Origin of the sequence: Streptomyces sp. MMG1121, from assembly GCF_001280015.1 — a bacterium.
In the GTDB taxonomy this organism is placed as follows: domain Bacteria; phylum Actinomycetota; class Actinomycetes; order Streptomycetales; family Streptomycetaceae; genus Streptomyces.
The window spans coordinates 12,305-25,600 of the sequence record NZ_LGDV01000262.1; the positions used below are offsets into that span (position 1 = coordinate 12,305).

Here is a 13,296-nt window from a genome sequence, read left to right on the forward strand (position 1 = left end):
GTGCACCTGCCCCACCAGCGCGGCCCGCTGCACGACCTGCCGGACACCCCGCAGGCGTACGACGCGGTGCTCGCCGACGTGACCGGACAAGCCCTCGCCCGCCTCACCCCCGAGGGCAGCCTCGAACACCCCGACGCCCACGACGACATCGGCGACACCTCGCTCGGCATCACCTCCCTGCTCGCCCTCGCCTGGCAGCGCGGCAAGGACCCCCGACTGCCCGAGGCCGTGCGCCGCGGCCTCGCCTTCCACCTGCGCGAGCGCACCTACACCGAGGACAACCCCGGCTACCCGAACCTGCGCCTCACCAACTCTGGCCTGCCATACGCCCGTTACGTGCTCGAAGCGGGTGCCCACCCCATCGGCGACTGGCCCAGCACGGTCTGGGCACTGCTCCAGGCGGTCAACGTCCTCGATCTGGCCGACGGCCTCCTGGACGACGAACAGCGCGCCGGAGTACGCCAGTTGGCGCACGGCTACTGGCGATGGCTGACCGAGGCGACCTTCTTCAACCCGCAGGAGGCCGGCAACCAGGCCATCGGCTGTGTGGTCGGCGGCCTCATGCTCGCCCGCCATCTGCCCGCGCCGCACGCCGAAGCGGTCCGCGCCCACGCTCTCGCCCTGTACACCGAGGAGATCCGCGCCCACCGGGTCCGCGACCGGGGCGCCCTGCTGCCACCCGAGCACGGCGGCGCCTACGACAACAACTACGGCCCGATCTCCCTGTCCTTCCTCGCCCAGGCCCACCGGGTCAGCGGCGCGCAGATGTTCGCCGAGGACGGCGACACCCTCGCCCGCTACCTCGACGCACGCCTCACCAGCGGCGGCTACGACTGCGGAGGCCCCCGCTACAGCGAACAGCACTCCGGCTTCGAATCCGTCCTCGGCCTCAGGTACTTCGGCGCGCGCATCGGCGCCGACCTCGGCCGCTACCGCGGCGACACCCGCTGGGGCCGGCACGCCGTCCAGCGCGACGGCCGCATCGACGGACACTTCGCCTTCATGCTGGTCTGGCAGATCCAGGACCCCACCCGCTGGCACCGCACCCCGTCCCCGGGCCCCGCCCGCCACCAACTGCGCTCCGGCACGGTCTCCGTGGCCTTCGACAGCCGGCTGACCCCCTCCCTGATCGAGGCCGCCGGCACCTACTACCTGCCCGCCGCCGTACGCCGACAGCACGGGTTCGGTCCGGTCGGCGACGGTTTCCTGCTGTGCCGCCCGATGGGCGAGGTGCGGGTCCGCGACGTCCGCGCCGACGGGCTCACCGCCAAGCTGGTCACCAAACCGGTCGTCGGCCGCGACCACGTCCTGCGCCACATCCGCTCGCTGTACGTCACCGACGGCACCAGCCTGTGGGTGACGGTCGCTTTGGAGCGGCTCGACGGGACGCCGTACCTGCTGTCCGGGCTGCCGTACGCCGCCGACGACGGCGACCGGGTGCGCCGCACGGCCGAGGGCGAGGTCACGTCCGCGGGCGGGCTGCGCCTCACACACCCTGCGCACTTCGGTCCCGACCACTTCGACGCCCGCACCGAACTCACCCAGGAACAGGCCGCGTTCGCGCTCGCCGCAGACCCGCGCGGCTACGGCAACCCCGACGAGGGCTGGCGTCACCTGGTCTCCTCCACCGCCCTGGAGGCCGGGGCGGCACCGGGCGCCCCCGACGGGCTGCACGTGTTCGCCGTGCGGTACGGGCCGGGGGGAGCGTTCACGCCGGTCTTCGAGCAGGGCGCGGACGGGCTCCTGGTGCGCGCCGAGGCGTTCACGGCGGTCATCGGCCCGCCGGCCGGTGACGACCGAGGAGAAACCGTCCTCACCCTGCGCCGCTGAGCGTCAGCCCCCGGGGAGCACGACGGCCGGCAGCGCGGCGGTCGGCACCACCAGGTCCGCCCGCTCCCGCGTCGCCGCCACCAGGTCGGCGTTGCGCTGGTCCGTACCCAGCACCCAGGCCACGGCCGCCTCGTGCGCCTTGCCGAACTCCTCGTGCCGCGCCACCAGCCGGCGGATCCGCTCCTCCTCGGCGATCTCGCAGAACCACACCTCGTCCAGACACGACCGCACCCGCGCCCACGAACTCTCCGCCAGCAGCAGATAGTTACCCTCGGTCACCACCAGCCGGGCGGCCGGCGGCACCGGGATTGCGCCCGCCAGGGGCTGTTCCAGGACCCGCTCGAACCCGGGCGCGTACACCACCTCGTCGCCGTCCTCGCGCAGCCGCCGCAGCAGCGCCGCGTACCCGGCCGCGTCGAAGGTGTCCGGGGCGCCCTTGCGGTCCCGGCGGCCCAGCCGGTCGAGCTCGGCGTCGGCCAGGTGGAAGCCGTCCATGGGCACGTGCGCCGCCCAGGGCGGCCCGTCCCCGTTCAGGGCCCGCACCAGATGCCCGGCGAGCGTCGTCTTGCCCGCGCCGGGACTGCCCGCGACACCGAGCACGGCACGCCGGCCGTCCCCGGCGAGGGCACGGGCACGGGTGAGGAGGTCGTCGAAGGTCAGCGGCACACCGGACAGTGTGGCACCGATGAGTTCGGGTGGATCCGGGAGCCCCCACCACGAGCGCTGCCGAGAAATAAGCCCCCGGTGTGGCGTGCGCCACTCACGCGAGTGCCGCTCGTGGGGAAGAGTGCTGGTATGAATCAGCTCGGTCTGCCCGACGGAATCCAGGCCTGTCTGTTCGATCTCGACGGTGTCGTGACCAAGACGGCCCTCGTGCACGCGGCCGCCTGGAAAGAGACGTTCGACGCGTTCCTGCGCGACTACGAAGGCGAGCGGGGGCGGCCGTTCGACGCGGTCGCCGAGTACGACGAGTACGTCGACGGACGCCCCCGCGCCGACGGCGTCCGCGCCTTCCTCGACTCGCGCGGCATCCGGCTGCCGGAGGGCAGCCCCGGGGACCCGCCGGACGCCCGCACGGTCCAGGGCGTCGGCAACCGCAAGAACGCCCTGCTCCTGGAGAAGATCCGCACCGGCGGCGTGGAGGCCTACGAGGGCACCCTGCGCTACCTGGAGGCGGTGCGCGCCGAGGGGCTGCGCACGGCGATCGTCTCCTCCAGCGCCAACTGCCGTGACGTGCTGCGCGCGGTCGGCGCCGAGCACTTCTTCGACGTGCGGATCGACGGGGTGGTCGCCGCCGAGCGGCATCTGCCGGGCAAGCCGCACCCCGACACCTTCCTCGCCGCCGCCCACGACCTCGGTGTCGAGCCGTCCCGCGCGGCCGTCTTCGAGGACGCGCTGGCCGGCATGGACGCGGGCCGCGCGGGCGGCTTCGGATACGTCGTCGGCGTCGACCGCGTCGGCCAGAGCGACGCGCTGTACGCGCACGGCGCGACCATTGTCGTGAAGGACCTGGCCGAGCTGGGAGGCAGGAAGTGATCACCAACCGGTCGTACGCCGTGGAACCGTGGGCCGTCCGCGAGACCGCCCTGGACCTCGCCGTCCTCGCCCAGAGCGAGTCGGTGTTCGCGCTGTCCAACGGCCATGTCGGCTGGCGCGGCAACCTCGACGAGGGCGAACCGCACGGCCTGCCGGGCAGCTACCTCAACGGCGTCCACGAGGTGCACCCGCTGCCGTACGCCGAGGCGGGGTACGGCTACCCGGAGTCCGGGCAGACGGTCATCAACGTCACCAACGGCAAGATCCTCCGACTGCTGGTGGACGACGAGCCGTTCGACCTGCGCTACGGCCGGCTCGCCGCCCATGAGCGGGTCCTGGACCTGCGCCGCGGGGTGCTGGAACGGACCTGCGAGTGGACCTCGCCGGCGGGCTCCACCATCCGGGTCCGCTCCACCCGGCTGGTGTCGCTGACCCAGCGCGCGGTGGCCGCGGTCGCCTACGAGGTGGAGGCCGTCGACAGTCGCAGCCGGGTGGTCATACAGTCCGAGCTGGTCGCCAACGAGACCCTGCCGGAGTCCGACGGCGACCCGCGCGCGGCGATGGCGCTCCAGTCACCGCTGGAGCAGGAGGACCACCTGGCCGCCGGCAGCCGGCTCCGGCTGGTGCACCGCACCCGGCGCAGCGGCCTCAGGGTCGCCGTGGCCGCCGACCACGTCGTCAGCGGCCCCGAGCGCACCACGACCCGCAGCGAGAGCGGCACCGACGTGGCCCGGCTGACGGTCACCTCCGTGCTGGAGCCCGGGCAGACACTGCGGGTGGAGAAGCTGGTCGCGCACGGCTGGTCCGGCACCCGCTCGCTGCCCGCGATGGCCGACCAGGTCGACGCCGCGCTCGCCGCCGCCGCACACGACGGCTGGCAGGGCCTGCTGGCGGACCAGCGGGCCTGTCTGGACGAATTCTGGGCCCGCGCGGACGTCGAGGTGGAGGGCGACGAGGAGATCCAGCAGGCGGTCCGCTTCGCCCTGTTCCACGTCCTGCAGGCCGGCACCCGCGCCGAGCAGCGGGCGATCCCGGCCAAGGGCCTGACCGGCTCCGGGTACGACGGGCACGCCTTCTGGGACACCGAGATGTTCGTGCTGCCCGTGCTCACCCACACCGCGCCCGCGGCCGTCGCCGAGGCGCTGCGCTGGCGGTACAGCACCCTGGACGAAGCCCGTGAACGGGCGGCCCAACTCGGGCTCGGCGGCGCCGCGTTCCCCTGGCGGACCATCGCCGGACCCGAGGGCTCCGCGTACTGGCCGGCCGGCACCGCGGCCTTCCACGTGAACGCCGGTGTCGCCGACGCCGTCGTCCGGTACGTCGAGGCCACCGGCGACAGCGCCTTCGAGCGCGAGGTGGGCGTGGAGCTGCTGGTGGAGACGGCCCGGCTGTGGCGCTCGCTGGGCCACCACGACACCCGCGGCGTCTTCCACATCGACGGCGTCACCGGCCCCGACGAGTACAGCGCGGTCGCCGACGACAACACCTACACCAACCTGATGGCCCGGCAGAACCTCTTCGCGGCGGCCGACGCCGTCGAACGCCATCCGGACGAGGCGGCCCGGCTCGGCGTGGACGCGGAGGAGAGCGCGGCCTGGCGGGACGCCGGCGAGGCGATGTACGTCCCCTACAACGACGAACTCGGCGTCCACGAACAGCACGCCGGGTTCACCCGCTACCAGCGCTGGGACTTCGCCGGCACCCGCGCCGACCAGTACCCGCTGCTGCTGCACTTCCCCTATTTCGACCTCTACCGCAAGCAGGTCGTCAAACAGGCCGACCTGGTGCTGGCCATGTACACGTGCGGCGACTTCTTCGACCGCGAGGGGGACGCGGAGCAGATCGCCCGGAACTTCGCCTACTACGAGCCGCTGACCGTCCGGGACTCCTCGCTGTCCGCCTGCTGCCAGGCCGTCATGGCGGCCCAGACCGGCCATCTGGACCTCGCCTACGCCTACACGGCCGAGGCGGCCCTGATGGATCTGCAGGACCTGGAGCACAACACCCGCGACGGGCTGCACATCGCCTCGCTGGCCGGCACCTGGATGGCGCTGGTGGCGGGCTTCGGCGGGCTGCGCCGCGACGGCGAGAAGCTGCGCTTCGCGCCCCGGCTGCCCGAGCGGCTGAGCCGGCTCGCCTTCAACGTCCAGTTCCGCGGCCGCAAGCTGCGCGTGGACATCGGCGCGGACAAGGCGACGTACGCGCTCCTGGCCGGTCCGCCGCTCACCCTCAGCCACCACGGCGAACCCCTGACGGTGACCACCGCCGACCCGGCCGTCCGCGCCGTACCGCCCCCCGTGCGCCGCACGTCCCCCGAACAACCACCGCACCGCGTCCCGACCGCCGGCTGAGAGCGGGTCGTGGCTCTCGCCGTCGGGTGAGGACGCCGACGTACGCGCGCGTGGGTGCGTCGGCACCGCCCGGACCGGGAGGCGTCAGTTCAGTACGCCGGACAGGAGTCCCATCAGGTCGCCCGTCGCGTCGGCGGCGAGCAGGGCGGGCAGGGCGCCCAGGGCGAGGACGGCCGCCGCGGCGGGCCACAGGTGCGCCGGGGGGCTCGTGTGGAGCGCCGCGATGCGGCGGGTGACGGCCCGGTCGGTGAAGCCCAGGGCGCAGGCGGAGCGGGCGCGGCCCGCCGTGAGCGCGGCCCGGGCCAGCGCACGGGCGGTGGCCCGGCGGTCCCCGACCGTGGCCGCGGCCTGCTCGTCCGCCCAGCGCTCCACGAGGAAGGCCACCGCCGTACGCACCGGCTGGAGCAGCGGATTGGCCGCCGCGGCCAGCGTCACCGCCGTCACCAGCGCCCCGTGCCGGTGCGCGAGATGGGCGCGCTCGTGCGCGAGCAGCACCCGCCGCTCGGCGGGCGCCAGCGCGCTCAGCATCGCCGAGGTCACCAGGATCCGGCCCGGCCGGCCCGGAATCGCGAAGGCCTGCGGCACCTCGGAGGCGGCGACGATCAGCTCGGTGCCGGCCGGCTGCCCCGCGCACAGCCGCCGCAGCGCCCGCCGTGTGGACCGCTCGGCCCGCACGGCCCGGTGTACCCGTACGGCGACGACCAGCAGCGCCGCGACCGCGCCGAGCCCGATCACCTCCGGCACGGGATCCATGAACGGACGGCCCTGTTCACGGGCCTCGCGGATCACCGGCGGTGCGTCTGCGAGCAGCGCGGTGGCGAGCAGGACCAGCGACCAGGTGGTGGCCGTGGCCGTCACCACCGCCGCCGACGCCAGCACACGCGCGGCGAGCGCCGGAGCGACCCGGCGGGCGATCACCGGGCCGACCACGGCCGGCAGCAGCGACAGCACCAGCGGGCCGTACACGTCGAACCTCATGCGCCGCCTCCGGCGAGCAGCTCGCGCAGCGCCCGCTCCTCCTCGGGGCTCAGCCCGGTGACGAACTGCTGGAGCGCGGCGATCGGGTCCGGGCCCCGGTCCAGGGCCTCGTGCATCGCCGCGGCGGTCAGCTCGGCCGCGTTCTTCGCCGGGCGGTACGCGCCGCGCCGCCCGTCCGCGTCCCGCAGCACCAGCCCCTTGTCGTACAGGCGCTTGAGGATCGTGTGCACCGTGTTGTAGGCGAGTGCCCCGTCGACCTCGGCCTGGATCTCCGCCGGGGTCAGCGGCCGCTCGGTGGCCCACAGAGCGGCCAGCACCTCGCTCTCCAGCTCCCCGGCGCTGCGTCGTTCCGCCCTGCCGCGGGACCCTGTGCCAGCCATGCCCCAACCTTACAGCGCGTAGTGCGAGGGCCGGATGGCCCCGTTCGCCCGACAAAAGCCAGCGATACGGGGTAGTTTGGCAGTGTTTTCCCTGAGGTGGTGACGATGCTCTCACCATGCTGTGGCGGTGCCTTTCCCGACTCCCGCACCTTGGCCCTACACCATGTAGGGTGACAGTGTTCCCGCACGCCGCGGGGACAAGAGGGGTGATCATGGCCGGCAGCGCGTACGTCACACCCACCAGATCCCGTCGAGAGCGTTCCCGTCGGCTGTCCGCCCCCGACCGCCCGCCCCGCGCCACCGCCGTCCCCGGGAGTGGCCGATGACGTCCACGGGCACGGAACTCGCCCCGTCCCCCGTCCGGCGCCACCTCTACTGGCACGCAGGCGTCCTGCTCGCCGTCCTGCTCGGCGCGCTCTACCTGGCCCGCCGGCACTGGCCCGCGCTGGAGAGCGGGGCCGGGCGGCTGGCCGGCGCCGATCCGGGCTGGCTCATGGTCGGCGCGACCGCGGCCCTCGGCACCTGGGGGGCCTCGGCGCTGGCCCAGCAGGGCGCGGTCCTGCGACGGCTGCCCGGCCCCCGGCTGGTCGCCGCCCAGTTCGCCGCCTGCGCCGCCAACCACCTGCTGCCCGCCGGACTCGGCGCGGGCGCGGTCAACCTGCGGTTCCTGATGCGCTGCGGGCTGCCCGCGACCCGCAGCGCCAGCGCCCTCGCCGTCAAAGCCACCGCCGGCGCCGTCGTCCGTCTGGCGCTGATCGCCCTGCTCGTCCCCTTCTGCCCGGGCCTGCTGCGCCCGCCCCACCTCTCCGCGACCGCCCTCGCATGCGTCCTGGGCGCCGTCGCCCTCCTGGCGGGCCTGCTCGCGACCCCGCTGTGGCCGCGCTGCCGCCGGGCCCTCGCGGCCGTACTCGTCGACATCCGCGCGCTGCACGCCCGCCCCGCGCGCGCGGCGGCCCTGTGGGGCGGCTCCGTCGCCTTCGCCGCTCTGCACTCCGTGGTGCTCATCGCCGTCACCCGGGCCGTCGGACTGCCCCTGCCCCCGCTCCAGGTGGCCCTGCTGTACCTCGCCGCCAGCAGCGCCGCCGCCCTGCTGCCCACCCCGGGCGGACTCGGCTCCCTGGACGCGGCGCTCGCCCTCGCCCTGACCGTCGCCGGCGCCCCCGGCGCGGCCGCCGCCTCCGCCGTGCTCGGCTACCGGCTGCTGACGGTGTGGCTGCCCCTGCTCCCGGGGCTGCTGGTGCTCGGGGCGCTGGTGCGGCGCAAGGCCCTGTGAGGGACGGGGAGTTTCCCACGGGCCCGTGTCAGGTAGGAGTCGGGTGTCTGGTGCCGCACAGGAGGGGGAGAGCCATGCCGGGGCACGACACAGCGGGGCTGCCGAGCGAGGCGTTCTTCACGCCGGGAGCATCGTCCTTCACCGAGTTCCTGGCCGCACACCGCCCGGGACTGCTGCCCACCGAGCCCACACTGCCCGCCGGAGTACGGACGCCACCCGACACGTTCCCGCACGGCACCACGGTGCTCGCCCTGACCTACGGCGACGGCGTGCTGATCGCCGGCGACCGCCGGGCCACCATGGGCAATCTCATCGCCCAGCGCGACCTGGAGAAGGTGCATCCGGCCGACGACCACACGGCCGTCGCCTTCGCCGGCACCGTCGGACTCGCCGTCGACATGGTGCGCCTGTACCAGGTCGAGCTCACCCACTTCGAGAAGATCGAGGGCACGCCGATGACCCTCGCGGGCAAGGCGACCCGGCTCGCGGCCATGATCCGGCAGAACCTCGCCCAGGCCATGCAGGGCCTCGCCGTCGTCCCGCTGCTCGCCGGGTACGACCTCACCGCGCCCGTGGGCCGCCGCGGCCGCATCTTCGGCTTCGACCCGGCCGGCGGCCTGTACGAGAAGGACGACTTCTACGCCGAGGGCTCCGGCTCCCCGTACGCCCGGGGTGCCCTGAAGAAGCTGTACCGGCCCGGCCTGACCCGCCGCGAAGCCGTCCTCGCGGCGCTCCAGGCGCTGTACGACGCGGCGGACGACGACTCGGCCACCGGCGGTCCCGACCTGAACCGCCGTATCTTCCCCGTCGTGTCGGTGATCACCGAAGACGGCTTCGAGCGGCTGGCGCAGACGGAGACCGAGGAACTGAGCCGGGAGATGATCCTGCGGCGCGGCGACCGCCCGGACGGGCTGCACGCCGCGCCCTGACCCTGGCGGACCGGGCGCTCGGGATGCGTTCGGGTTCCGCTCGGCACCGTCGCGGCCATGACACGGGAGGGGGGCCGGCCGGCGGCTCGCCCCCAGCCGCAGGTCCGTCGGTCCGCTTCAGCTCGCCGGGCCGGGCGGCTCGTGTGCCGGGGCCGTCACGGCCCGGTCTCCGGTGCGCTGCCCGCGAGGTGGGCCAGGGCTACGGAGGCGTGACAGGCGATGCCCGAGGCGATCACGTCCTCGTCGATGGTCATGCGGGGCGAGTGCAGTGACGGGGCCTCATGCGGTGCCAGGCCCGGTCCTCGGTGACCGGCAGGGCGTCCATGTCGGCGCGCAGCAGGATCGTCGGGCCGTCGGCCGCCGCGGTGAGGAGCGCGGTGCCCGAGGACAGTGTGCGGCCGGTGCGGATCTCCAGGCCGAGGCCGTCAAGGGCGTCCAGCACGAGGCGTTGTGTGTCCGGGAGGTCGAGGCCCAGCTCCGGACAGGCGTGCAGGGCGCGGCGCAGGGCGACCGCGTCGGGGGCCAGTCGGCGGGCCTCGTCGAGGAGGGAACCGGCGACGGTTTCCTGTGCGGACGGGGCGCCGTACGAAGCCCGGGGCGGAGGTGTCATACGACCGGTTCTCCTTCCCGGACCGGGCCCGTGGCGGTACCCGGCCCGCAGCGGCTTCGTGCGAGGCGGCGGCGGTACTTCTCCACGGCAGGGACCCGCGGGCCCCGACCCGACAGACCGCCTGGATCCCGCCCACGGGATCCGCAGGGGGCCGCTCGCCGACAGGACGGCGGAATTCGTCCGCTGATCAGGGGGCGACGCGCTGACATGCTCGAATGACGACAGCCCGTGAACCCGGGTGAGGGTGAGGACCGGCCTGTCAACCTGCTGCTGCCTGGCCGCCGAATGCCCGGAGGGGTTCATGGGCGACGACGACCAGGCCGACGGCTACTCGTGCAACCTGTCCCACGACCACTCGGCCCGCCGGCTGTGGGGCCTCAACGAGGTGTCGGGGGACCGCTCGGGGTCGGGCAAGTGCCTCGCGCTCGGTGCCACCGCGACGGAGGGCACCCAGCTGATCCAGTACCGGCGCAACGGCAAGCCCGACGAGGGCTGGGAGCGGATCTCCCGCTGACGGGGACCGCGGCCGCCAGCGGCCCCGCGGGCGCTCGCACCCTGGCGTCCGCACCGGGAGCGAGGTCCGAGCGCGGTCATCCCGCGGGCACGGTGACCACGAACCGCGCCCCGGGCCCGTGCCCGGGGTCGTGGGACACCTCACCCCCCGCCGACCTGGCCAGACGCCGGGCCAGTGGCAGCCCGAGGCCCGCTCCGACGTGCCCGTCGCCGGGGTCGGCCCGCTTGCCGGGCTGGAAGAGCAGCTGGGTGAAGGCGCCGGGCACGCCCGGGCCGTCGTCCGTGACCTCGATGCGGATGCCGCCGCCCTCGCGGCTCGCGGCGAGCGTGACCGTCGTACGGGCGTGGCGCACCGCGTTGGCCAGCAGCGGACTGACGATCCGTTCGAGCAGCGGCGGCTGGACCCCGGCCGTCAGCGGTCCCGGGCCGCCCGGTACGTCGACCCGCACCACGCCGGGGGCGTCGGCGTGCGCGGCGAGTCGGTGCAGCACCGTCGGTACGTCGGCGGTGCCGGGAGCCGTCGGCACGCCCTCGCGGGCCTCGTCCAGCAGGGTGTCGCAGATGGCGCGCATCGACTGCGCGGCCTCGGCGACGACCTCGTGCGAGGCCTGGGTCTCGGCGTCGCTGCGCGGGCGGGCGCGCCACCAGTCCAGCTCGGCGACGATCCGGCTGAGCGGGGTGCGCAGCTCGTGGGACAGTTCACCGGTCAGCTGCCGCTCGTGCCGCAGCACCGCCCGGATGCGGTCCAGCAGGGAGTCCAACGAGGCGCCCAGGGCGGCCAGTTCGGCCGGCCTGCCCCGGCCCGCGAAACGCTCCTCGGACCCCACCGCGCTCCACTGCGTGGCCTGGTCCGTCATGGTGCGCACCGGCCGCAGGGCCCGCCCCACCGCCAGCCGGGTCAGGGCGTAGGTGACGGCCAGCATCACCGCGTCCAGCGCGAACGAACCGAGCAGCAGCGTCCGCGCCGAACTGCGGTACGGCGCGAGGTCCAGCGCCGTGACCACGGTGGCCCGCGCCGCGGCGTCGGGCACCGGTTCCGCGCACAGCCGCACCGTGTCGGCACCCCGCACCGTGCGGCACTCGCGTCGGCCCCGGGCGGCCAGCGCGCCGGCGGCACGGGTGAGTCCGCCGGCCCCGGACGGAGGTTGCTCCAGCAGCCGGCCGTCGGCGTAGATCCACGCGTTGGTGTCCAGGAGCCGATCGCCCGAGGTCTCCAGCACCCGTACCCGGCCGTGCCGGGTGTCGACGGTCGTGGCCACGGCCGCAGCGCGGGTGCGCAGTTCGTCGTCCGCCTCGTGCTGCAGGCGATGGCGGACCACGGTGTTGAACGCCACGGTGAGGATCACCATCAGCAGCGCGGCCGTGGTCAGCGCGACCAGCGAGAGCCGCCCGCGCAGGGTGCGCGGCGCGAGCCGGGCGAAGAACGCCGGGGAACGTGCGGGGAGGCTCATGTCAGACGGTGGCCGATCCCGCGCGCGGTGGCGATGGTCAGCTCGCTGCCGGCCGCGCGCAGCTTGCGGCGCAGCCGGGTCAGGTACTGGTCCAGCGTGTTGTCGCTGACCTGCGCCCCTTCCGGCCACCCGGCGCGCAGCAGCTCGCGACGGCGCACCAGCTCCCCGCCCGCGGCCGAGAGCGCCGCCAGCAGCCGGAACTCCGTCGGGGTGAGGTCGACGCGCCGGCCGTGCACGCTGACGCTGTGCCGGACGGGGTCCAGCACCAGGCCGCCCGGAGCGGTGGGGGCGGCCGCAGGCGCGGCCCGGCGCAGGGCGGCCCGCAGCCGGGCGGCCAGTTCGGCGAGGTGGAAGGGCTTGGGCAGGTAGTCGTCGCCGCCCGCCGAGAAGCCCGACAGCCGGTCGGTCAGCCCGTGCCGCGCGGTCAGGAAGACCACCGGCGCGAGGAAGCCGCCCGCGCGCATCGCCTGGCAGACGTCGCGGCCGTCGGCGTCGGGCAGTCCGACGTCCAGCACGGCGGCCGACACGTCCGCCGTCGCCAGCCGCAGGGCGGTCGCGCCGTCGGGGGCCGGGACCGTGTCGAAGTCCTCGTCGTGCAGACCACGGCGCAGCACGTCACGCAGGGCGTGATCGTCCTCGACGATGAGGATCCTGGGGCGCATGACTCTCCACCGGCCCGTCGGCCGAATCGCTGGGGTGGGACGTGCCCGGCTCCGGGGCACGCGGGACGAAGCGGCGCGCGGGCGGCCACCGGGCCACCGCGCACACGAACAGGGCGAGCCAGCCGACGGCGAACAGCCAGCCGCCGACCACATCGGTGAACCAGTGCACGCCGAGAAAGACACGGGTCAGTCCCACGCCCGCGCCCCACAGGGCGATCAGCGCACACAGCGCGGTCCGGCCTCGCGGGGCGCGCAGGCCGAGGGCCAGGATCAGCAGGCCGGCGGTCAGCGCGGACGTGGTGGTGTGGCCGGAGGGGAACGACCAGCCGGAGGCATACGCCTGCCAGTCGTACCGGGGCGGCCGGGCCCGGCCGACCAGGTCCATCAGGCCGTACCGCACGGCCTGGCCCGCGCCGAGGCAGACCACGGCGAGCAGCGCGGCCGCCAGTCGCTGCCGTGCGGTGCGGCCCGCGACCAGCCCGGCCACGACCGCCACGACGTACGGGAGGGCACCCGTGCCCGTCGAGGTCAGCGCGCGGGCGACCGCCACCGCCACCGGCGGGCGGTGTCCGACGGACCAGGACAGCAGGCCCTGGTCCACGGACAGCGGGCCCCCGTGGCCGCCGGCCACCACCGCGGCCAGCACCCCGAACGCGGACCAGGCGATCAGGGCCACGACACCCGCGGACATCACCCGGCATCGGGACGTCATGCCGTGCCCCGCACCGGCAGCGGGCGAGGCCGGGTCCCCAGGGCGGGCGAGCGGAGGGCGACCGCGGCGGC

13 protein-coding genes are annotated in these 13,296 nt (G+C 74.9%); 6 read left to right on the forward strand and 7 right to left on the reverse strand.

What is annotated here, in order from left to right:
- Positions 1-1,830 carry a hypothetical protein gene (locus ADK64_RS41050; protein WP_053667358.1) on the forward strand — a complete coding sequence of 610 codons (1,830 nt, stop codon included), beginning with the start codon at positions 1-3 and terminating at the stop codon, positions 1,828-1,830.
- Positions 1,831-1,833: 3 nt separating this feature from the next.
- Here ADK64_RS41050 and ADK64_RS41055 read toward each other — a convergent pair whose 3' ends face one another.
- Positions 1,834-2,496: a nucleoside/nucleotide kinase family protein gene (locus ADK64_RS41055; protein WP_053667359.1), complete on the reverse strand. Its 663-nt coding sequence runs from the start codon at positions 2,494-2,496 to the stop codon at positions 1,834-1,836.
- A gap of 129 nt (positions 2,497-2,625) precedes the next feature.
- Between ADK64_RS41055 and ADK64_RS41060 the strand changes: the two genes are divergently transcribed.
- A complete protein-coding gene (locus ADK64_RS41060) occupies positions 2,626-3,366 on the forward strand; it encodes an HAD family hydrolase (protein WP_053667360.1) in 741 nt (246 codons plus the stop codon).
- The gene (locus tag ADK64_RS41065) at positions 3,363-5,717 is read left to right on the forward strand and encodes a glycoside hydrolase family 65 protein (protein WP_053667361.1); all 2,355 of its coding nucleotides are present in this window, start codon (positions 3,363-3,365) and stop codon (positions 5,715-5,717) included. Before ADK64_RS41060 ends, ADK64_RS41065 begins: the two co-directional genes overlap by 4 nt.
- Before the next feature lie 84 nt (positions 5,718-5,801).
- Here ADK64_RS41065 and ADK64_RS41070 read toward each other — a convergent pair whose 3' ends face one another.
- Both ADK64_RS41070 and ADK64_RS41075 read right to left on the reverse strand, forming a co-directional pair.
- Entirely contained in the window at positions 5,802-6,695 is an 894-nt protein-coding gene (locus ADK64_RS41070; protein ID WP_053667362.1) for a M48 family metalloprotease, read from the reverse strand.
- Complete coding sequence (locus ADK64_RS41075) at positions 6,692-7,075, reverse strand: BlaI/MecI/CopY family transcriptional regulator (RefSeq protein ID WP_078993158.1); 384 nt, start codon at positions 7,073-7,075, stop codon at positions 6,692-6,694. The genes ADK64_RS41070 and ADK64_RS41075 overlap by 4 nt, the downstream gene beginning before the upstream one ends.
- Before the next feature lie 322 nt (positions 7,076-7,397).
- Here ADK64_RS41075 and ADK64_RS41080 point away from each other — a divergent pair, with 322 nt between their 5' ends.
- Complete coding sequence (locus ADK64_RS41080; protein ID WP_053667364.1) at positions 7,398-8,348, forward strand: lysylphosphatidylglycerol synthase domain-containing protein; 951 nt, start codon at positions 7,398-7,400, stop codon at positions 8,346-8,348.
- A 74-nt stretch (positions 8,349-8,422) separates the two neighbouring features.
- Positions 8,423-9,277 carry a proteasome subunit beta gene (prcB, locus tag ADK64_RS41085; protein WP_053667365.1) on the forward strand — a complete coding sequence of 285 codons (855 nt, stop codon included), beginning with the start codon at positions 8,423-8,425 and terminating at the stop codon, positions 9,275-9,277.
- A gap of 250 nt (positions 9,278-9,527) precedes the next feature.
- Here the strand turns inward: prcB and ADK64_RS41090 are convergent, their stop codons facing one another.
- Entirely contained in the window at positions 9,528-9,887 is a 360-nt protein-coding gene (locus ADK64_RS41090; RefSeq protein ID WP_053667366.1) for a hypothetical protein, read from the reverse strand.
- A 301-nt stretch (positions 9,888-10,188) separates the two neighbouring features.
- Between ADK64_RS41090 and ADK64_RS41095 the strand changes: the two genes are divergently transcribed.
- Positions 10,189-10,401, forward strand: a complete 213-nt coding sequence (locus tag ADK64_RS41095; protein WP_053667367.1) for a hypothetical protein — start codon at positions 10,189-10,191, stop codon at positions 10,399-10,401.
- A gap of 76 nt (positions 10,402-10,477) precedes the next feature.
- Here ADK64_RS41095 and ADK64_RS41100 read toward each other — a convergent pair whose 3' ends face one another.
- The 3 genes from ADK64_RS41100 to ADK64_RS41110 are packed head-to-tail and all read right to left on the reverse strand — an operon-like array spanning position 10,478 to position 13,225.
- Positions 10,478-11,851: a sensor histidine kinase gene (locus ADK64_RS41100; protein ID WP_053667368.1), complete on the reverse strand. Its 1,374-nt coding sequence runs from the start codon at positions 11,849-11,851 to the stop codon at positions 10,478-10,480.
- A complete protein-coding gene (locus tag ADK64_RS41105; protein ID WP_053667369.1) occupies positions 11,848-12,513 on the reverse strand; it encodes a response regulator transcription factor in 666 nt (221 codons plus the stop codon). The genes ADK64_RS41100 and ADK64_RS41105 overlap by 4 nt, the downstream gene beginning before the upstream one ends.
- Positions 12,467-13,225: a phosphatase PAP2 family protein gene (locus ADK64_RS41110; protein WP_053667370.1), complete on the reverse strand. Its 759-nt coding sequence runs from the start codon at positions 13,223-13,225 to the stop codon at positions 12,467-12,469. Before ADK64_RS41110 ends, ADK64_RS41105 begins: the two co-directional genes overlap by 47 nt.
- Positions 13,226-13,296 lie beyond the last annotated feature (71 nt).

Excerpts from the sequence above, each read along its gene's own strand:
- ADK64_RS41060 (WP_053667360.1), top strand. The coding sequence starts at position 2,626 with ATGAATCAGCTCGGTCTGCCCGACGGAATCCAGGCCTGTCTGTTCGAT.
- ADK64_RS41070 (WP_053667362.1), bottom strand. The coding sequence starts at position 6,695 with ATGAGGTTCGACGTGTACGGCCCGCTGGTGCTGTCGCTGCTGCCGGCC.
- ADK64_RS41075 (WP_078993158.1), bottom strand. The coding sequence starts at position 7,075 with ATGGCTGGCACAGGGTCCCGCGGCAGGGCGGAACGACGCAGCGCCGGG.
- ADK64_RS41080 (WP_053667364.1), top strand. The coding sequence starts at position 7,398 with ATGACGTCCACGGGCACGGAACTCGCCCCGTCCCCCGTCCGGCGCCAC.
- prcB (WP_053667365.1), top strand. The coding sequence starts at position 8,423 with ATGCCGGGGCACGACACAGCGGGGCTGCCGAGCGAGGCGTTCTTCACG.
- ADK64_RS41090 (WP_053667366.1), bottom strand. The coding sequence starts at position 9,887 with ATGACACCTCCGCCCCGGGCTTCGTACGGCGCCCCGTCCGCACAGGAA.
- ADK64_RS41095 (WP_053667367.1), top strand. The coding sequence starts at position 10,189 with ATGGGCGACGACGACCAGGCCGACGGCTACTCGTGCAACCTGTCCCAC.
- ADK64_RS41100 (WP_053667368.1), bottom strand. The coding sequence starts at position 11,851 with ATGAGCCTCCCCGCACGTTCCCCGGCGTTCTTCGCCCGGCTCGCGCCG.
- ADK64_RS41105 (WP_053667369.1), bottom strand. The coding sequence starts at position 12,513 with ATGCGCCCCAGGATCCTCATCGTCGAGGACGATCACGCCCTGCGTGAC.
- ADK64_RS41110 (WP_053667370.1), bottom strand. The coding sequence starts at position 13,225 with ATGACGTCCCGATGCCGGGTGATGTCCGCGGGTGTCGTGGCCCTGATC.